Source organism: Muricauda sp. SCSIO 64092 (assembly GCF_023016285.1).
In the GTDB taxonomy this organism is placed as follows: Bacteria; Bacteroidota; Bacteroidia; order Flavobacteriales; family Flavobacteriaceae; genus Croceivirga.
Genome location: NZ_CP095413.1, coordinates 4,690,165 through 4,707,968 on the forward strand (window position 1 = coordinate 4,690,165; position 17,804 = coordinate 4,707,968).

The 17,804-nt window shown below is 41.2% G+C and carries 10 protein-coding genes; 2 read left to right on the forward strand and 8 right to left on the reverse strand.

The window, feature by feature from the left end; genetic code table 11:
* Positions 1-26 precede the first annotated feature (26 nt).
* The 7 genes from L0P88_RS19455 to L0P88_RS19485 form a co-directional block, all read right to left on the reverse strand.
* On the reverse strand, positions 27-608 hold the full coding sequence (locus tag L0P88_RS19455; RefSeq protein WP_247131556.1) for a serine O-acetyltransferase: 582 nt from the start codon (positions 606-608) through the stop codon (positions 27-29).
* A complete protein-coding gene (locus L0P88_RS19460) occupies positions 605-1,717 on the reverse strand; it encodes an O-antigen ligase family protein (protein WP_247131557.1) in 1,113 nt (370 codons plus the stop codon). The genes L0P88_RS19455 and L0P88_RS19460 overlap by 4 nt, the downstream gene beginning before the upstream one ends.
* A gap of 26 nt (positions 1,718-1,743) precedes the next feature.
* Positions 1,744-2,841, reverse strand: coding sequence for a glycosyltransferase family 4 protein (locus L0P88_RS19465; RefSeq protein WP_247131558.1), 1,098 nt, complete (start codon positions 2,839-2,841; stop codon positions 1,744-1,746).
* A 29-nt stretch (positions 2,842-2,870) separates the two neighbouring features.
* Entirely contained in the window at positions 2,871-3,860 is a 990-nt protein-coding gene (locus L0P88_RS19470) for a glycosyltransferase family 2 protein (protein ID WP_247131559.1), read from the reverse strand.
* 89 nt (positions 3,861-3,949) lie between these two features.
* Entirely contained in the window at positions 3,950-4,903 is a 954-nt protein-coding gene (locus L0P88_RS19475) for a glycosyltransferase family 2 protein (protein ID WP_247131560.1), read from the reverse strand.
* Positions 4,896-6,440: a hypothetical protein gene (locus L0P88_RS19480; protein WP_247131561.1), complete on the reverse strand. Its 1,545-nt coding sequence runs from the start codon at positions 6,438-6,440 to the stop codon at positions 4,896-4,898. The genes L0P88_RS19475 and L0P88_RS19480 overlap by 8 nt, the downstream gene beginning before the upstream one ends.
* A gap of 350 nt (positions 6,441-6,790) precedes the next feature.
* Positions 6,791-8,119: a UDP-glucose dehydrogenase family protein gene (locus L0P88_RS19485; RefSeq protein ID WP_247131562.1), complete on the reverse strand. Its 1,329-nt coding sequence runs from the start codon at positions 8,117-8,119 to the stop codon at positions 6,791-6,793.
* A gap of 406 nt (positions 8,120-8,525) precedes the next feature.
* Between L0P88_RS19485 and L0P88_RS19490 the strand changes: the two genes are divergently transcribed.
* Positions 8,526-14,663, forward strand: coding sequence for a LamG-like jellyroll fold domain-containing protein (locus tag L0P88_RS19490; protein WP_247131563.1), 6,138 nt, complete (start codon positions 8,526-8,528; stop codon positions 14,661-14,663).
* A 90-nt stretch (positions 14,664-14,753) separates the two neighbouring features.
* Here L0P88_RS19490 and L0P88_RS19495 read toward each other — a convergent pair whose 3' ends face one another.
* Positions 14,754-15,785, reverse strand: coding sequence for an NAD-dependent epimerase (locus L0P88_RS19495; RefSeq protein WP_247131564.1), 1,032 nt, complete (start codon positions 15,783-15,785; stop codon positions 14,754-14,756).
* Positions 15,786-16,215: 430 nt separating this feature from the next.
* Here L0P88_RS19495 and L0P88_RS19500 point away from each other — a divergent pair, with 430 nt between their 5' ends.
* Positions 16,216-17,784 (forward strand): hypothetical protein, encoded by a 1,569-nt coding sequence (locus tag L0P88_RS19500; protein ID WP_247131565.1) that lies wholly within the window; start codon positions 16,216-16,218, stop codon positions 17,782-17,784.
* Positions 17,785-17,804 lie beyond the last annotated feature (20 nt).

Consider the following 17,804-nt stretch of genomic DNA (forward strand, 5'->3'; position numbering starts at 1 on the left):
GTCAATAAATAGAGTGATTTAAATCCTTATAGATGGGTGATTATTTTTGTAATATCAATTTCCTTGATTTTTTTGGCGGGATTCCCAGCAATGAGTATGCCTTCCTCTTCAAATGATTTGTTCACAACGGCATTTGCCCCAATTGCGATGTTGTTACCAATTCTGATGTTGCCATAAATTTTGGCCCCCGGAGCAATATATACATTGTCTCCAATTATTGGAGCTTCTTTCCTTCCACCAGATGCCCCAATATTTGTACATGCATGTATTCTACAGTTTTTACCAACTTTTACATTGACATTTATTACTATGGTTCCATAATGGACAATGGATAATCCTGGGCCAAATACGTTCTCAGGGATGGTAAAACCAAGCTTTATGGAAGATTTTTTGAGCAATAGTCTAAGCAAAAGATAATACACTTTGGAAAAAAGGTCCGATTTCGTGTTTTTATAATATTCTGCTTTCCTTAACCTTTTTTGAAACTCCCAAATGACATCAGGTGAAACGATGTGTTTTACTTTTTCACCAAAGGTTTTGGACGTAATCCCCAATGCTTTTCTGTCTTCCGATAAATACTGGAGGTAATCTTCCCTTGATCGTATCATATTGCTACAGTTTTATTGACATAGATTGATTCTTTGTTCTTATTGATTTGTATTTGTAGCCACATGGCGCAAAACAGGATATAAAAAAAGTTAAAAAAGTTATGGTTGGCCATTAGAAATACCGATAAAGCAATGTACTGCATCACTAAATTTGGGGCTTTGGAAAACAATCTTATGCTCCAAAACAGATGATAGAATATATAGGCAAGAAACAATAAAAACGGAATAAAACCTGCTTCGCCCAATAGGAGTAGATAATTATTGTGCACTCCAGTAGTGTGTTTACCTACGCGGCCTTGAAAAGTGCCATAGCCACTTCCAAAAAATGGTTTCTCCAAAATATCTTCATAAAACTTGGCCCAGGTATCCGTTCTGGAGCCCTCATTGATTTCGGCAGTGGACACTTGTTCGTTATTGACAATTGCCATGATTTGCTGAAACCTGGGATTGTTCAAACCAACGACCTCGTCTATAAACACCATGGTCATCAGGATGCCAAAACCCAGAAAGAAAATCCGTACATTCTTGACTGAAATCCAAAGTGAGATAATATTCAAGGTCACCCATAAGGCGATAAAGGTCCTTGAAAAGGTCAAAAGACCCATAAGGGAAAACACGAACTGCCCTATCAATTTTAAGCTTACACTACGAAGCCCATAGATTAAACCGTAGCCCGAAATACAAATAAAACCGGCTACGTTGGGGTTCAAATAGAGACCACTATACCGGCCAAACTTGCTGGGAAAAAAGACAGCCTCGATAACAATGGTCAAAGCCCCAATGAGCAAAAGGAAGAACAACTCTCTTTTACTCACCGTTCTAAGCAGTTCGTAACCACAGACAACCACCACAAAATATTTAATGGTATCCGTTATCAATATCATGGTTTCCCCAATATAACTAAAGCTGGCTATGAGGTAATAGGCAAAACCCAGGACTATTAGGGATACATTTAACGAAGACCGCTCTTGGAAGAGATAATAAAAAATCAGGAGCAAAAATATGGAGTAACTGCTAATGGTACCCAATGTAGGACTTACGTAACGCAGAATGGCCGCAGGTACGTTCAATAAAACAAGAACCAAAATCAGGTATTTTAAAAATTTCATTCTTGTATGCGTTTAGGCCAGTGTTTCTAAATAAATTGCTCAATTACGATTTGCCATTTCCCAACCGCAATATCATTTTCGAATTCCTTTGTTGTGATTTTTCCTTTTTCCCCAAAACTTTTTCGAAGACTTTTGTTCCCCATTAGCTCAGAAAGTCCACGTTCCAACGCTTTTTGGTCATTTACGGGGATTAAAAATCCGTTGATTCCATCTTCAATTAGATCCGAGGGACCAAATGGGCAATTGGTGGATATGCTCGGTATTCCAAAATGCATTGCTTCAATAAGCGCGTTGGGAAGGCCTTCATTTTCAGAGGTCAGCACAAAAATACCAGCGTTTCGGTAATACTTTGCAATATCCTTGGTTGGTTGTCGTAAGGTTACCTTTCCCTCCAAACCGTGCTCCGCTATCAAACTTTGCAATTCCCTTTGCTGATTACCGTTCCCAACAATTTGTATTTCCCAATCCTTTTGCTCAACATTACTGAAAGCGTTAATTAAAAGCCGCTGGTTTTTTTCTTTGACCAATCTGCCAACGGTAAGGATTATTTTTTTTTCTGAAGGAGCTTCAGGCCTTAGACGGGATAATTCCTTTGAGATTGGATTTGGTAAAACACCGATCTTGTTGGGATTTAGGAGTCTTTCATAGTACTGTTTTACCCCCTGGGTTTGTAAAATAACGAAGTCTGCCTTCGGATACAATAACCTTCTTAAGACCCTCCAAAATTTGGGGACCTCTTCGATTATTGGATTGTTCCTTTCACTGATCATGCATGGAATTCCGTTCAACTTCGCAGCAATTAATGCAATAATGTTCGCCGAGGTTATAAAACCTATGGTCAAATCAACGTTTTCGCGTTTTAATATACTGTAAGTGCTTTTTACCAATTGGTAATTCAACCGTAAAGATTGAAATATATTTCTTGGAGAAGGAATATGATTCTTACAAGGAATAACTTTTACCCTTTGGTCCAAGTGGTAGAAGGGCTCCTGTTTTAAAAATGTAATGATGAGCACCTCAAAATTCTCGATCAATTGGTTGCTTAAGGTAGAGATGACCCGTTCCGCACCACCACTGGAAAGCGATCCAATTACAAAAGCTATTTTTTTCTTGGTGTTATCCACTTTTACAATTAATCAGATGTTCATTGATTTTATCGCAAATCACTATTTTTAAATACCCTATGCCTTAACTGGTTTAATTTTAACAGTTTTTCAAATTGTTTGATTGATAAATAATTGGCCAGTTTTAAATATATATGATGTCCCTTGTCCTTAAAATAATTCTTTTGGATCAAGCCTTTGATTTTGTTACGGTAATGGTATGAAGGGTCTACTTCGGCATTGTAGTTCAATTTCTTATAGTGCATAAGTAGTTTCCCCAAAATATGTTTTTGGGTAATCATCAACAGCTCTGAATCCTTCTCATTTTCGTTAATGGTTTTTTGGACATAAAGGCCCGCCTCTACGGAATCCAATTTGTCTATGGAATAAGCGCTGTGGGTTGTGCCACTTTCATTATAATAGTAATAGTATAGTTTGGCATCTATATAGGCCAGTTTATCAACCTTTTTTACAATGTCTATGGTCAAAAAGACATCTTCAGAAGTTTTGTTGAGTGTATAACGATAATTTCCTATGACGCTTCTGGAGTATATCCGTCTCCAATTGGAAAATTGTGTGTTTTTGATGATCCTTTTTATGGCCTCCAGGTAGTTTTCAATACGGTAATTGTACGTGTTGATTTCTGGAAACTCAACTTGGTCATTTTTGGTCTCTATGATATCACATTCCACAATATCCAAGTTTTCTTTCAAAGCTACCCCCATCATAATTTCCAACATTTTGGGATGCATCCAGTCGTCACTATCAACAAATCCGATAAAATCACCCGAGCATTTATCCAAGCCGGCGCTCCGAGCGGTGGCAGCACCTTGATTTTTTTGGTTAATGACCAGTACCCGCTTATCTTTTGCGGAATATTCATTGCAGATATGACCACTGCTATCCGTAGAACCGTCATTGATCAGGATTAACTCAAAATTCCCATAAGTTTGGTTCAAAATACTGTCCACGCATCTTTTTAGGAACCTTTCTGCATTATAAACCGGGACAATTATGCTTATTTTTTTATCTGTTTTCATTTTTTCTGAAAATAATTTGGTTTACTGGAATCATTTCTGTTTTTGCAACTTTCCCAGGCCTATTACCATGGAAAAGCGAGTAATACTGTTTATCTAAAAACAAATCTTAGAAGGAAAAGATTTGACAATCTAATTATTAAACCCTTTTTTGTTGCATCCTTCGTCAACACAAAATTTTCATTGAACACCTTTTTAGCTTTTTTTCTTAGCTCAAAATTGGCGTCCAGATTTGAGTCTTTTGATTGGTATATACTTTGAAGATGATAAATGGCATTTTCAAGTGTACTTTTTCTAACGGTCTCTATAACCTCATTGTCCTCGGGAAAAAGGGTGGCCACCTTCTCCTGAATATATAAATTGGCATGTAATGAGGTAAATTTACTTTTATCGTAGGCCCTTCTTGTGAGGGAATTATTGGGACCTATGAAATAATTGTAAAAAGGGTATTTTACGTGTACGGCCTTTCCCAAATTGGCAATCACGTCCATGCTGAAGAACATGTCCTCCACGAATTTTATATTCTCTCGAAAACTTAAATCTTTTATAACTTCCCTTCGATACAAATTGGCCCAAACGTAAAACCCATTTTCACGGTAATATAGTATAGTTTGCTTGTTGTTGAGTACTTCATTCCTGGGTTTTGGTATCGGTGAGGCAACTTGGGAAGATAACTCCATTGATTTGGAAAAATCGGTAATGGCCATATCACTTTGGGTATCCACAATAGCCGAAATTAAGGTCCGATACATGTCTGGTTCCAGCCAATCATCACTATCCACAAAAGAAATATAATCTCCAGTAGCGATTTTCATTCCGGAATTCCTTGCTCCGCTTAAACCCTTGTTTTCTTGATGGATTGCCGTTATCCGGGTATCTTGTTTTTCATAGGTATCACAGATGGTACCACAATTGTCCGGTGATCCGTCGTCCACCAATATAATTTCCAAGTTGGAATAGGTTTGGTTAAGAACACTATCCACACATCTATGTAGGTATTTCTCAACCTTATAAACGGGAATTATAACACTGATTTTATTATCCATTTATTTTTTTTAAAATGATTTTCTTAACTCTAAACGTAAAATCACGAAAACCCTGATTGATGAAAAACATCAATACAGAATAAATTATTGAGCTTAAAGAGACAATTTGTAGCGCATATATAAACCAATCCCAATAATTGGAGATTTCGCTATGGATCAACTTCCCTATTAAAAACTTGGAAATCATGAAAGCAAGAAGGAAGGAACCGAACAGCTTAAAAAAACCGATCCAATAGGATCCTACCGATTTCGAAAAGCCATCCCTGTATAGAAAATACGGTTTCCACAACAAGACTATTATTAGTGTACTAACAAAGGTGCCCAACATAATTCCTGCAATGCCATATAGTTTTCCAAATATTATGGATATCACCAAATTAATGACTGCTTCGGTAATTGGAGCCCAAGTATCATTAAAAAGACCATAGGCGTTTATAAACATTTCCGTTGGAGATCTTATTTGGGAAATATAAATATTGGCCAGCATTAAGATCAGGACCTCCCTTTCCAAAATATATTCACTACCGATCCATATTAGAATAAATGGTTCTATCAAAAAGAATAAGCTAAAAAATAGAAAACCAGCAAAAAAGTGTCTTATTGCCATCATTTCCCAATAAACTTTATTGATGCTATCCTTATTGTTCTCGGCAACTAAGTTTCCCACACTGGCTTGCGTGCCTGTAAAAATATTGTTTATCAGAACTTTAAGGTATCCGAAAATTAAATAATAGTTGCTAAAGAAAGCAACACTCTTTAAGCTCACAAAAGCATAAATGAGAATTTGGTCAGTACTTTCCTTAACAAAAAAAGCCAGTTTATGAACAAAAACCTGTTTGATTTTGGTGACCAACTCTGGATGTTTCTTTAAAACATTTCGGGATACGCCCTTTAAGGACAATTTTAACCACGGATAGACATTGCCGGTTTTCCATCTAAATAGAATTGCCTGTACAACTGTGAACAGTAGCTCGGCACCAATCCAAAGGTAGATGTCCGAAAAGTAGGATACCAGCGCAATCTGGGTTAAGGACTTGACGATACTTACACTCTGGGAGTATTTCGCGATGACATATTCTTTCTGATCTGCTTGTAATAGGATTTGATGATAATTGACAAAATACGCCAACAAGGAGGACAGAACGAATGCGAAAAAAGCAAAGTAAACGATATCAAGGGATATGCTTTGATCCGCAAAAAACCATGGAAAAAAAACAGAGGCCAGCACTGCTAACCCCAAAACAATGAGCCCAATCCTCCTATAGGCAATTCCTGTAAATTGGATTATTTCATTGATTTTCGCCTTATCGTTATCATAGAGTGGTTTGTACAATTTGACCCCAACGGCCCAACCTATTCCCAATTCGGCCAAATTCAAAAAGCCAAGGATATTTCTTAACAATGCGACCAGCCCTACAAAATCGGCGCCAAGAACATCAAGAAATATTTTTCTTGAAAAAAAGGCCACAAAAATGGTGATGGCATAAAAGAATATTGTTACCCTGGCATTTTTAATCGAATTTGCTATCCTTGACATAATATGGATTTCCTGGATTTTGCCGAATTCTCAAGGCTTTTCAATAAACATTTTCCCCTGTTTGTTGAACGCTATTTTAATATGCCAAATTTTAAAAAATCCCATTGGACTTTATTTAATGGACCAAGTGTATCTAAAGTTTATTTTAAGCCATAATCTTGGCAAACTTAAATTTGTAAATCCTTAATTTCCAAGTTGCTATGACAATCAAAGCCACTTATGTTATGCAATGGTTGTTCCTTTTTGGGAAACAATGACACAAAAAAATAGGCTTAATGCGATTTTGTATTCAAAAATTATCACAAGGACATGAAGTACTACAAAACGAAATCTTAATCCTGGCAGCGGACTTATTTTTTCCCAATTTGGAAGTACTCAAAGCCCAGTTGTTCCATTAAACTATCGTCATATTGGTTTCTCCCATCAAAAATAATGGGCTGTTTCAACTGTTGTTTTAACTCTTCAAAGTCAGGTGACCTAAATTCTTTCCATTCGGTCAACAAAATCATGGCGTCCGCATCCTTTAAGGTCTCATACTTGGAATCGAAATAGGACATGCCTTCCAAATCTTTTAAATAAAAGTGTTTTGCTTCATCCATGGCTTTTGGATCATAAGCCTGTATTTTGGCCCCTTTTTTAATCAATTCCTTGCAGATGTATATGGCTGGCGCTTCCCTCATATCGTCCGTTCCCGGTTTGAATGAAAGTCCCCAAAGGGCAAATGTTTTTCCTTCCAAATTCTTGCCAAATCGTTTAATGACCTTTTGGGCAATAACCAGTTTTTGTTTGTCATTTACATCTTCAACGGCCCCGATCAAATTCGCCTTATATCCGTTTTCTTGTGCGGTCTTCTTTAAGGCTTTTACATCTTTTGGAAAACAAGATCCGCCATAACCGCTTCCAGGGTAAATAAAACTATATCCAATTCTACTATCGGATCCAATACCAATTCTAACTTTGTTTACGTCTGCCCCAACCAACTCACATATATTGGCAACTTCGTTCATAAAGGAGATTTTTGTGGCCAACATGGCATTGGCCACATATTTGGTCATTTCAGCAGAGCGGATATCCATGCAGATGAGTCTGCCGATATTGCTTCTAAAAAATGGTGCGTACAGGGATTTCATTTTTTCCTCGGCATTGGGGTTATCGGTCCCTATCACCACTCTATCGGGTTTCATAAAATCGGAGATAGCATCCCCTTCTTTTAAAAACTCGGGATTTGAAACCACATCAAAATCGATTTCTACATTCCTCTTATCCAGTTGTTGCTGTATGGCATCCCTAACCTTGTCCGCTGTCCCTACGGGAACTGTTGACTTATCGACAACAATAAGGGGATGGCTCATATGCTCACCAATTTCCTTCGCTACTTGAAGTACATACTTTAAATCGGCTGAACCATCTTCTCCCATTGGGGTTCCAACAGCTATAAAGGCAACATCACATTTATTTAGGTTTGCTTTTAGTTCGGTGCTGAAGAGCAAGGTTTTTCTGTCTACATTGCTCTTTACCATGGGTTCCAATCCAGGTTCATAGATAGGAATGACACCGTTCTTTAATTTTTCAATTTTGGCGGCGTCAATATCAATACAAGTTACCTTATTACCCATTTCGGCGAAACACGTCCCGCTAACGAGACCTACATAACCAGTACCAATTACAGTTAAATTCATTTTTCTAAAAATTTATTAATTAATGATGAATGGTTTAGTATTTTTTAAATCGGCATTTTTTCAGGCGACAAAGATGTGCAAAAGAAATTGAAATAAACCTTTTTTGGTTTTAAGTAATATTTAATCCGATGAAATGGAGTTTTGAAAGTTTGTTATCGAGAAATTGACCAAATCATTCTGAGAAGGGTTCTCCATTTTGTATTTTTTTTGGAGGATTTCACTTTTGCAAATACCCATTCGATCGAAAGGTAAATCCATTAAAATTTTTCCACGGGAAACCTACTTCTGCCCAAACCTGCTTTAATCGATAAAATACATACGTTCAACGTTTATATTCAACCTGGCATTTGGGCCATATTATCTTTGAGTGTTCCCTGAAATTTTTTAAGCAAGAACACTTTTGAATATGAAAAAAAATTACACTTTTCAAATATTTTGTATTACCGTTGTGGCGCTGTGCCTGAGCCACAAAGTCAATGCGCAAAACCCAGCACAGGATGGCCAATGGAGTGACCCTGTTGGGTTTGGGTTAGTTCCGGTTGCCGTGGCCAATCTTCCCGATGGCCGGTTGATAACTTGGTCATCCCAGTTTCGTGACACTTATTTGGGAGCCGGTGATGGAGCGACGTTTACGGAAATATTTGATCCTTTTTTGGGGGCAGATGGGCAGGCACTTGGTGAATTCACCAGTAATACCAATCACGATATGTTTTGTCCTGGAATTAACAATCTTCCGGACGGTAGAATTCTCTCGGCAGGAGGTACAAGTAGCAGAAGAACGAGTATATATGACCACACTACGGGACTGTGGAGTGTGGCACCGGAAATGAACATTCCCAGAGGTTATCAGGGTAACGTTACGTTATCCGATGGATCCGTTTTTACCATAGGGGGATCCTGGAGTGATGGAGATAGCCCGGCTACCAATGGAAATAAAGATGCGGAAATTTGGACCCCGGAAACCGGTTGGGTTTTGATTCCGGGAATTACCGGGGAAGATATTTTTACCGCCAATGACCTATCAAAGGAACTTGGGGGCATATATCGTGTTGATAACCATGTTTGGTTATGGCCAGCTCCAAATGGTCAGCTTTTTCATGCCGGCCCCAGTGAAATGATGCATTGGATCAATTTGGAAAATGGAGCTTCCATTACCGAGGCAGGTTTAAGGGCTGACGACACCTATTCGATGAAAGGAACCACGGTAATGTTTGATGTGGGTAGAATTCTGAAAGTTGGTGGCGCGGAATCCTATGGGGATTCCGATCCAGCTTTTGTTCCGGCAAAGGATAACTCTTATGTCATTGATATCAACAACCCGTCAAATGTTACTGTAACGCCTACCGTAAATAACCTATCCTTTTCGCGTACCATGCACAATAGTACGGTATTGCCCAACGGTGAAGTATTGGTGACAGGAGGCCTAGATCGGGCCGAGGTCTTTTCCGATGTTGGCGCAAGACTCACCGCGGAATTATATGACCCCAGCACCAATTCATGGCGTAATGTAGCAGGAATGGCGACCGCAAGAACCTATCACAGTGTTTCGATTTTAATGGTGGATGGTCGAGTTTTTGTTGGTGGAGGTGGGTTGTGCGACAACTCCAACACGGATGAATGTGTGAACCACTTTGATGCGGAAATTTATAGTCCACCTTATCTTTTTAACCCTGACGGCTCACTTGCTACCAGGCCTTCCATTTCAGCGCCAGATACCGCCGATTACAACACCTCAATTTCCGTGACCGGAAGTTCGAATATAAATGAATTTAGCTTAATTCGTTTTTCATCCGCTACCCACAGTACCAATAATGAACAACGAAGAATACCTGTTTCGTTTACAGGTGGTGGAGGTTCATATGGAGTTAACATACCTGACAGAAACCTATTGCCCCCAGGGTATTACATGCTTTTTGCCATTGATGCCAATGGTGTCCCCAGCGTGGCGGAGATTATTCAAATTGGTAATACGATACCATTGTCAAATGAATTCGATTTAGTACTTGATTTGAGCTTTGACGAAGGATCGGGGAACAGTATTGCAGATAGTTCTGGATTTGGAAATGATGCAACCATTGTAGAGCATGACAATAATGGGAATCCCATATCGCTAACACAGAATTTCTGGACTTCCGATGGAATATATGGGGCGGCCCTTGAAATGGATGGATTGGAGTTTGAAAGCAATAGTATTGTGGACATACCGTACTCATCTTCCTTGGCTACCATTGAAGAGGAAGTAACGGTAATGGCCTGGGTATACAGGGATGAAAATGAAATGAATTCAGGAATTTTGAGTCAAAACTACCCTGCACTCTTTTTTGGATTTCATAATAGTCTGTACAAATGGGAATTTCCTACTACCGGTGGAAGTGTAAATTGTTATTCTGGTTATGTCCCTACGGGAAGGTGGGTACATATGGCGGCCACATATGATGGACAAACGGGAAAATTATTTGCCAATGGTGTTGAAATATGTTCGCAAAACACTACGGGCAGTTTTATACTGGAAACTACAGATCCAACCTATTCCGCATTTACGTCCTCTGGATTTTACGATGTAAGGACCGATCTTTCCCCAAGCGGCATAACAGATGAGTTGGACGGCAGAATAGATGAGCTAAAGGTGTATAACAGGGTATTGAGTTTAGATGAAATCAATGCTGTTTTCCTGGATGGGCAACAGCAAGACCCATCGGTCCCTGTTTGTCCTCCGGGTACCATTGTTGCCCAATACAGAATTGGAACGACCGGTGCCTGGCAAACCGGTAACACTGTAGACGTTCCGGAAGGGGAGCAGGTGTATATAAGGGCGCAGGTAAGCTCTGGAGAAGAATATTTTGTTACAACTACCACAATTAATGGGCCCACTTGGAGTTCAGTTGATGATTTACCAAGACATGGCGAACCAGGTGCTTATCAAATTGACACTTTTGTCGATGCCGCCAGTGATGGAATTGTAGGTCTTTCCAATACCGGACAATATACAATGACCACTGCTTCTGGCTGTCCGGCTGTTATTAACCTTAACGTATCTAGAAATTGTGGTCCGGGATCGACACCTATTCATAATGAATACAGCGTAAACGGTATTTGGGATGTAGGGGCTTCCGAAATTACCTTGCAAGAAGGCACAGAACTAATTCTTAGTGGTTTACCGGATGAAGTGAATGGCAACGATCAGCAGTATACAATTACATTGCCCGATGGGACCCAAGTTGGCGACAATTATAATTTAGGCAATATTACTTCGGCAAATGCAGGCAGCTATACGATTACTTCCATTGAAGGATGTACCTCCGTCTTGAACGTGGTTATTGGGACATCTGATTGTTCGCCCGGTTCATTTGTCCCCGAGTATACCCTTAATGGAATACTGCAAAGTGGTTCGGGCTCCTTGACGGTTCAGGAAGGCGCCGAGGTGGTACTTATGGCACCTGTGGGATCGGGAACGATCACCTTGCCCGATGGTACCATACTATCTGCGAACCACACAATTGCCAGTGCGGCATTCTCCGATAATGGCTTATATGTGATTACCAATACCGATGGTTGTAGTAGTGGTATTTATATTGATGTACAAAGTGATGCAGCCAATTGTTTTCCTGGGAGCATCATTCCCGAATATCGTGTTGACGGGGAATGGTTGAGCGGTTCGAACGATTTGAACCTTGTTCCCGGTACGGAGCTGATGTTGAGCATGCTTCCCAATGGCGTCGGCCTTATGATTACACTTCCGGACGGTACGGAAGTTGGTGATGACTACGATCTTGGACCGTTGACCACGGCAGACACCGGTTCCTACCTTCTGACCTCTGAGGAGGGTTGCCAGACCACGATAAACTTAACGGTGGAGGAAGACGGATGTGCGGCATCGCCGGTTGTGCCGGAGTATACCCTTGATGGCTCTTTACAGAGTGGTGCTGGGCCCATAACAGTATTTGAGGGTGCCGAGGTGGTACTTCTGTTACCCGCAGGACCTGGAACGATTACCTTGCCGGATAGTACCGTGGTTACGGCGGACTATACGATGTCCAGTGCGGTGACCTCCGATAGCGGCGTATATGTATTCACCAATTTGGAGGGATGCAGTGCCTCTTTGGACATTACGGTACAGGTTGTTGGTGATTGTCCTCCTGGTAGTATCATTCCCGAATATCGCATTGATGGGGAATGGTTGAGCGGTTCGAACGATTTGAACCTTGTTCCCGGTACGGAGTTGATGTTGAGTATGCTTCCCAATGATATTGGTGTGACAATCACACTACCGGATGGTACGCAGGTCGGTGATGACTACGACCTTGGGCCGGTGACCGCGTCGGACAGTGGGGCCTACCTTCTGACCTCTGAGGAGGGTTGCCAGACCACGATAAACTTAACGGTGGAGGAAGACGGATGTACGGCATCTCCGGTTGTACCGGGGTATACCCTTGATGGCTCATTACAGAGTGGTGCTGGGCCCATAACGGTATTTGAGGGTACCGAAGTGGTACTTCTGTTACCCGCAGGACCTGGAACGATTACCTTGCCGGATAGTACCGTGGTTACGGCGGACTATACGATGTCCAGTGCGGTGACCTCCGATAGCGGCGTATATGTATTCACCAATTTGGAGGGATGCAGTGCCTCTTTGGACATTACGGTACAGGCCGTGGGTGGTTGTCCTCCGGGGAGCATTATCCCAGAATACGAAATCAACGGCGAGTGGTTGAGCGGCTCCAACGACCTGAACCTGGTTCCCGGCACGGCGCTGGTGCTGAGCATGCTTCCCAATGATATTGGTGTGACGATCACACTACCTGATGGTACGCAGGTCGGTGATAATTACGACCTTGGGCCGGTGACCGCGTCGGACAGTGGTGCCTACCTTCTGACCTCTGAGGAGGGTTGCCAGACCACGATAAACTTAACGGTGGAGGAGGACGGATGTACGGCATCTCCGGTTGTACCGGGGTATACCCTTGATGGCTCATTACAGAGTGGTGCTGGGCCCATAACAGTATTTGAGGGTACCGAAGTGGTACTTCTGTTACCCGCAGGACCTGGAACGATTACCTTGCCGGATAGTACCGTGGTTACGGCGGACTATACGATGTCCAGTGCGGTGACCTCCGATAGCGGCGTATATGTATTCACCAATTTGGAGGGATGCAGTGCCTCTTTGGACATTACGGTACAGGCCGTGGGTGGTTGTCCTCCGGGGAGCATTATCCCAGAATACGAAATCAACGGCGAGTGGTTGAGCGGCTCCAACGACCTGAACCTGGTTCCCGGCACGGCGCTGGTGCTGAGCATGCTTCCCAATGATATTGGTGTGACGATCACACTACCTGATGGTACTCAGGTCGGTGATAATTACGACCTTGGGCCGGTGACCCCGTCGGACAGTGGTGCCTATCTTCTGACCTCTGAGGAGGGTTGCCAGACCACGATAAACTTAACGGTGGAGGAGGACGGATGTACGGCATCTCCGGTTGTACCGGGGTATACCCTTGATGGCTCATTACAGAGTGGTGCTGGGCCCATAACAGTATTTGAGGGTACCGAAGTGGTACTTCTGTTACCCGCAGGACCTGGAACGATTACCTTGCCGGATAGTACCGTGGTTACGGCGGACTATACGATGTCCAGTGCGGTGACCTCCGATAGCGGCGTATATGTATTCACCAATTTGGAGGGATGCAGTGCCTCTTTGGACATTACGGTACAGGCCGTGGGTGGTTGTCCTCCGGGGAGCATTATCCCAGAATACGAAATCAACGGCGAGTGGTTGAGCGGCTCCAACGACCTGAACCTGGTTCCCGGCACAGCGCTGGTGCTGAGCATGCTTCCCAATGATATTGGTGTGACGATCACGCTACCTGATGGTACGCAGGTCGGTGATAATTACGACCTTGGTCAATTGACCGCGTCGGACAGTGGTGCCTACCTTCTGACCTCTGAGGAGGGTTGCCAGACCACATTAAACTTAACGGTGCAGGAGAGCGTATTGTGTGCCCCCGGCAGCATTATCCCTGAATATCGAATCAATGGCGAATGGTTAAGCGGTTCCAACGACCTGAACCTGGTTCCCGGCACGGAGTTGGTGCTGAGCATGCTTCCCAATGATATTGATTTGACAATTACATTACCTGATGGTACGGAGGTTGGTGACAACTATGATCTTGGTCAATTGACCGCGTCGGACAGCGGTGCCTATCTTTTGACTTCCGTGGAAGGTTGCCAAACTACGATAAACCTTACGGTTGAAGATAGTTCGAATTTGTTGTTACAAACAAATTCGGTCTCTACGGAAAATATTGTAATATACCCGAATCCGTTAGTGATCAATGAGGAGCTGAGTCTTGTAATGACCGATTTAATGAATCGACCCGTGGATGTAGATTTTTACGATATTCAAGGAAGACATTTATTAAAGCAATCAATCCCAGAAAATCATGCGGAAATAGAAATACTTGAAACGCAATCCCTAAGCACGGGAACGTACATGATTCTGATCAGATCGACAAATTTTTCTACCACCAGGCGATTTATAAAACAATAACAGTTTCAACAGTAATTACTTAAAAAAGCGCATTTTCCATTGACTTGGAAAATGCGCTTTTTGTTCATGATAAGGGTAATCAAGCTAATTTTAAGATAACCGATAATATTTTTTGTACCAATCTATAAAGCTGGCAACCCCATCTTTTATTGAAGTGTTGGGTTCATAATCGTAATCTTTGATCAAGTCATCTACATTGGCCCATGTTTTTTCAACATCCCCTGGTTGTATGGGTAAGTATTGACGATTAGCCTTAATATTTAGTTCTTTTTCTATAGCATCTATAAAATCAAGTAGTTTTACAGAGTTGTTATTCCCAATATTATAAATTTTGTATAGCTTGTTATTTTCCACACGGTTGGTGGCACTTTTCTCAATGATACGGATAACACCTTCAGTGATATCATCAATATAGGTAAAGTCCCTCTCCATGTTTCCATTGTTAAAGACCTTAATTGGTTTGCCATTGACCATGGCATCGGTAAAAAGGAACATCGCCATGTCCGGTCTTCCCCAGGGGCCATAAACTGTAAAGAAACGTAAACCTGTAGTCGGAAATTTGTATAGGTGGCTGTAGGTGTGCGCCATCAACTCATTACTTTTCTTTGTAGCGGCATAAAGACTAATGGGATGGTCCACATTATGTTTGGTCTCAAAGGGAATTATTTTGTTCATTCCGTAGACACTGGAACTGCTTGCATATACCAAATGTTTCACTTTAAAACTTCTACAACATTCCAGAATGTTTAGAAAACCAACAATATTACTATCAACATATGCCGAAGGATTCTCCAAACTATAACGAACACCCGCTTGAGCCGCTAGATTACAAACTACTTCAAAACCATGCTGGGCAAACAGGGAATGCAAGTTTTCTTTGTCCTCCAATGCCAGTTTTATAAAGCTAAACTGCTCTCCGTGGATTTGACTTTTTACCAAATTTCCGGAAACACCCGCATTGGTCTTGGGAATCCCTAATTCCACTAGCCGGGCATATTTTAAGTTTACATCATAATAGTCGTTTAGGTTGTCTAGCCCTACAACGGTGTGCCCCTTGTCAATTAGGCTTTTGGATACGTGATACCCTATAAAACCGGCTGCTCCGGTTACCAATATCTTCATTACGCTTTTTATTTTGGTGCAAATATCATAATGATTTTAAAAACCACATATCAAAACGGCATTGAACTAGTAAAATTGCATCAATTGTTCTGTATTGTGGGGAATAGGGAACTCTTAAAAAATCTTAAAAAAGAAAAGGAATCCAAGCATTTCATCGATTTTTTTGTTAAAAAACCCGATGAAAAGATCCAAACCTAGGACCAACTGCGTAATGTGCTGAAAGCTGTAAGAAAAACTTTAAAGAATCTTGCTAGTGACAAGGCTTTTCAAAGATTAACCATTCCTTAATAAGTCAAGTTCACAAGTTGTGCATTTCAACGATTTTTTAAGTTTTTAATCGATAAAATAATATTTAATATATAATTTTAAAATCCTAAATCTTTTGACCATGATTTCCCCAAAATCGTCTAAACCATTCCCGAGCTATTGTATGTTGTTTTTAGTTGTATTAATGTTTTTTGGATGTGCTAAGGACAGTGATTTGTTTGTACAGACCATTGAAGAAGAGATTATTGAGAACATTGAAGAAGAAAATAATGAGAACAATGAAGAAGGGACCAACGAACAAAATGATGAAGAACAAAATGGAAACAATCCAGGAGAAGATCCCATTTTAGATGAAACATATTCTACAGATTTGAAGGCTTTTCCCACTGCCTATGGTGCTGGGGCATATGCCACCGGAGGTAGGGGAGGAAGAGTCATTGCAGTTACTAATTTGAATGATAGTGGAGAAGGGAGCCTCCGAGCTGCTTTGAATACATCTGGCCCAAGGACTATAGTGTTTCGGGTATCCGGAGAAATTAGATTGCGATCCGAATTATATGTGACCAATGATGATTTCACAATTGCGGGTCAAACGGCCCCGGAAGGAGGAATCACGGTTACAGGTAACCGATTTTCCCTGGGTGGTATAAGCAATGCTATTATTCGTTATATAAGGTTTAAAGGAGGCGAAGCCGTAAATGAAGATAGTATAAGTGGTTCATCCATGACAAACGTGATTTTTGATCATGTTTCGGTTGGATTTGGAGGTGATGAAGGATTTAGCCTGATTCTGTACAATGAGGCCTCAACAATTGATGGTATTACCGTGCAAAGATGTCTAATTTCCGAATCTAAGACCGGTTCCATTTTTGGTGGTTCGGAACCCGTGGAAAATGGTGCGGGGGATATCTCGATCTTAAATAACATGTGGTATAATATAACGCATAGACATCCTAATATGGGAGCTGGCGGAACCTTTGAGGTGATTAATAATATTGTATGGGGTTTTAGGTGGAGGATACACAGGGTTAATGAGGCCGTAACACTAAATCACATAAACAATTGGTACTACTTTGCTGAAGAAAATACGCATAATGGTTTAAAGGGGTCAGGATCGGCCCAAGGAAACAAATGGTACAGCGAATCGAGAAACATAGAATCCGTAGACTTTAGTGTACATACTTGGGGAAATGTTTATGAAGGCAATCCAAGGTTTTCCTATACCGATTCCCAGGGATTTATATATGACGGTTCTGATAAAAGCAATTTTGGGGAAACATGGGTGATCTATTATGCCGACAATGATCCAAATTATGATCCAGGGGATGATTTACCGGCATTTTTTGAAGACCCCAATAGAAAACCCTTGCTAGGGGAGCCAGTACCAATTTTGAGTGCCCAGGAAACATACAACAATGTTTCCAATGATGTGGGCTGTAATAAGAGATTGGGTGAAGATGGAAGGGTATACATCAATTATGATATTGAGGATGCTGAATACGTAAATGCAGTCCGAACGAGGGACTATATAAACCGAATATCGGACGATGAAAGATTTGTTACTCCTTTCACTGGCTCTTCCTGGGGCGATAATTATGATACCGATATGGATGGCATGCCGGATGTTTGGGAGGTGGCCAATTATGGTAGTCTTGCAACAGGGGCCAATGACGATACGGATGGTGATGGCTACACCAATTTGGAGGAGTTTCTGAACCTGGTGGATTTATAAAAGGGAGAAGATCGGAAAAC

Excerpts from the sequence above, each read along its gene's own strand:
- L0P88_RS19495 (WP_247131564.1), bottom strand. The coding sequence starts at position 15,785 with ATGAAGATATTGGTAACCGGAGCAGCCGGTTTTATAGGGTATCACGTA.
- L0P88_RS19460 (WP_247131557.1), bottom strand. The coding sequence starts at position 1,717 with ATGAAATTTTTAAAATACCTGATTTTGGTTCTTGTTTTATTGAACGTA.
- L0P88_RS19485 (WP_247131562.1), bottom strand. The coding sequence starts at position 8,119 with ATGAATTTAACTGTAATTGGTACTGGTTATGTAGGTCTCGTTAGCGGG.
- L0P88_RS19455 (WP_247131556.1), bottom strand. The coding sequence starts at position 608 with ATGATACGATCAAGGGAAGATTACCTCCAGTATTTATCGGAAGACAGA.
- L0P88_RS19490 (WP_247131563.1), top strand. The coding sequence starts at position 8,526 with ATGAAAAAAAATTACACTTTTCAAATATTTTGTATTACCGTTGTGGCG.
- L0P88_RS19470 (WP_247131559.1), bottom strand. The coding sequence starts at position 3,860 with ATGAAAACAGATAAAAAAATAAGCATAATTGTCCCGGTTTATAATGCA.
- L0P88_RS19480 (WP_247131561.1), bottom strand. The coding sequence starts at position 6,440 with ATGTCAAGGATAGCAAATTCGATTAAAAATGCCAGGGTAACAATATTC.
- L0P88_RS19475 (WP_247131560.1), bottom strand. The coding sequence starts at position 4,903 with ATGGATAATAAAATCAGTGTTATAATTCCCGTTTATAAGGTTGAGAAA.
- L0P88_RS19500 (WP_247131565.1), top strand. The coding sequence starts at position 16,216 with ATGTTGTTTTTAGTTGTATTAATGTTTTTTGGATGTGCTAAGGACAGT.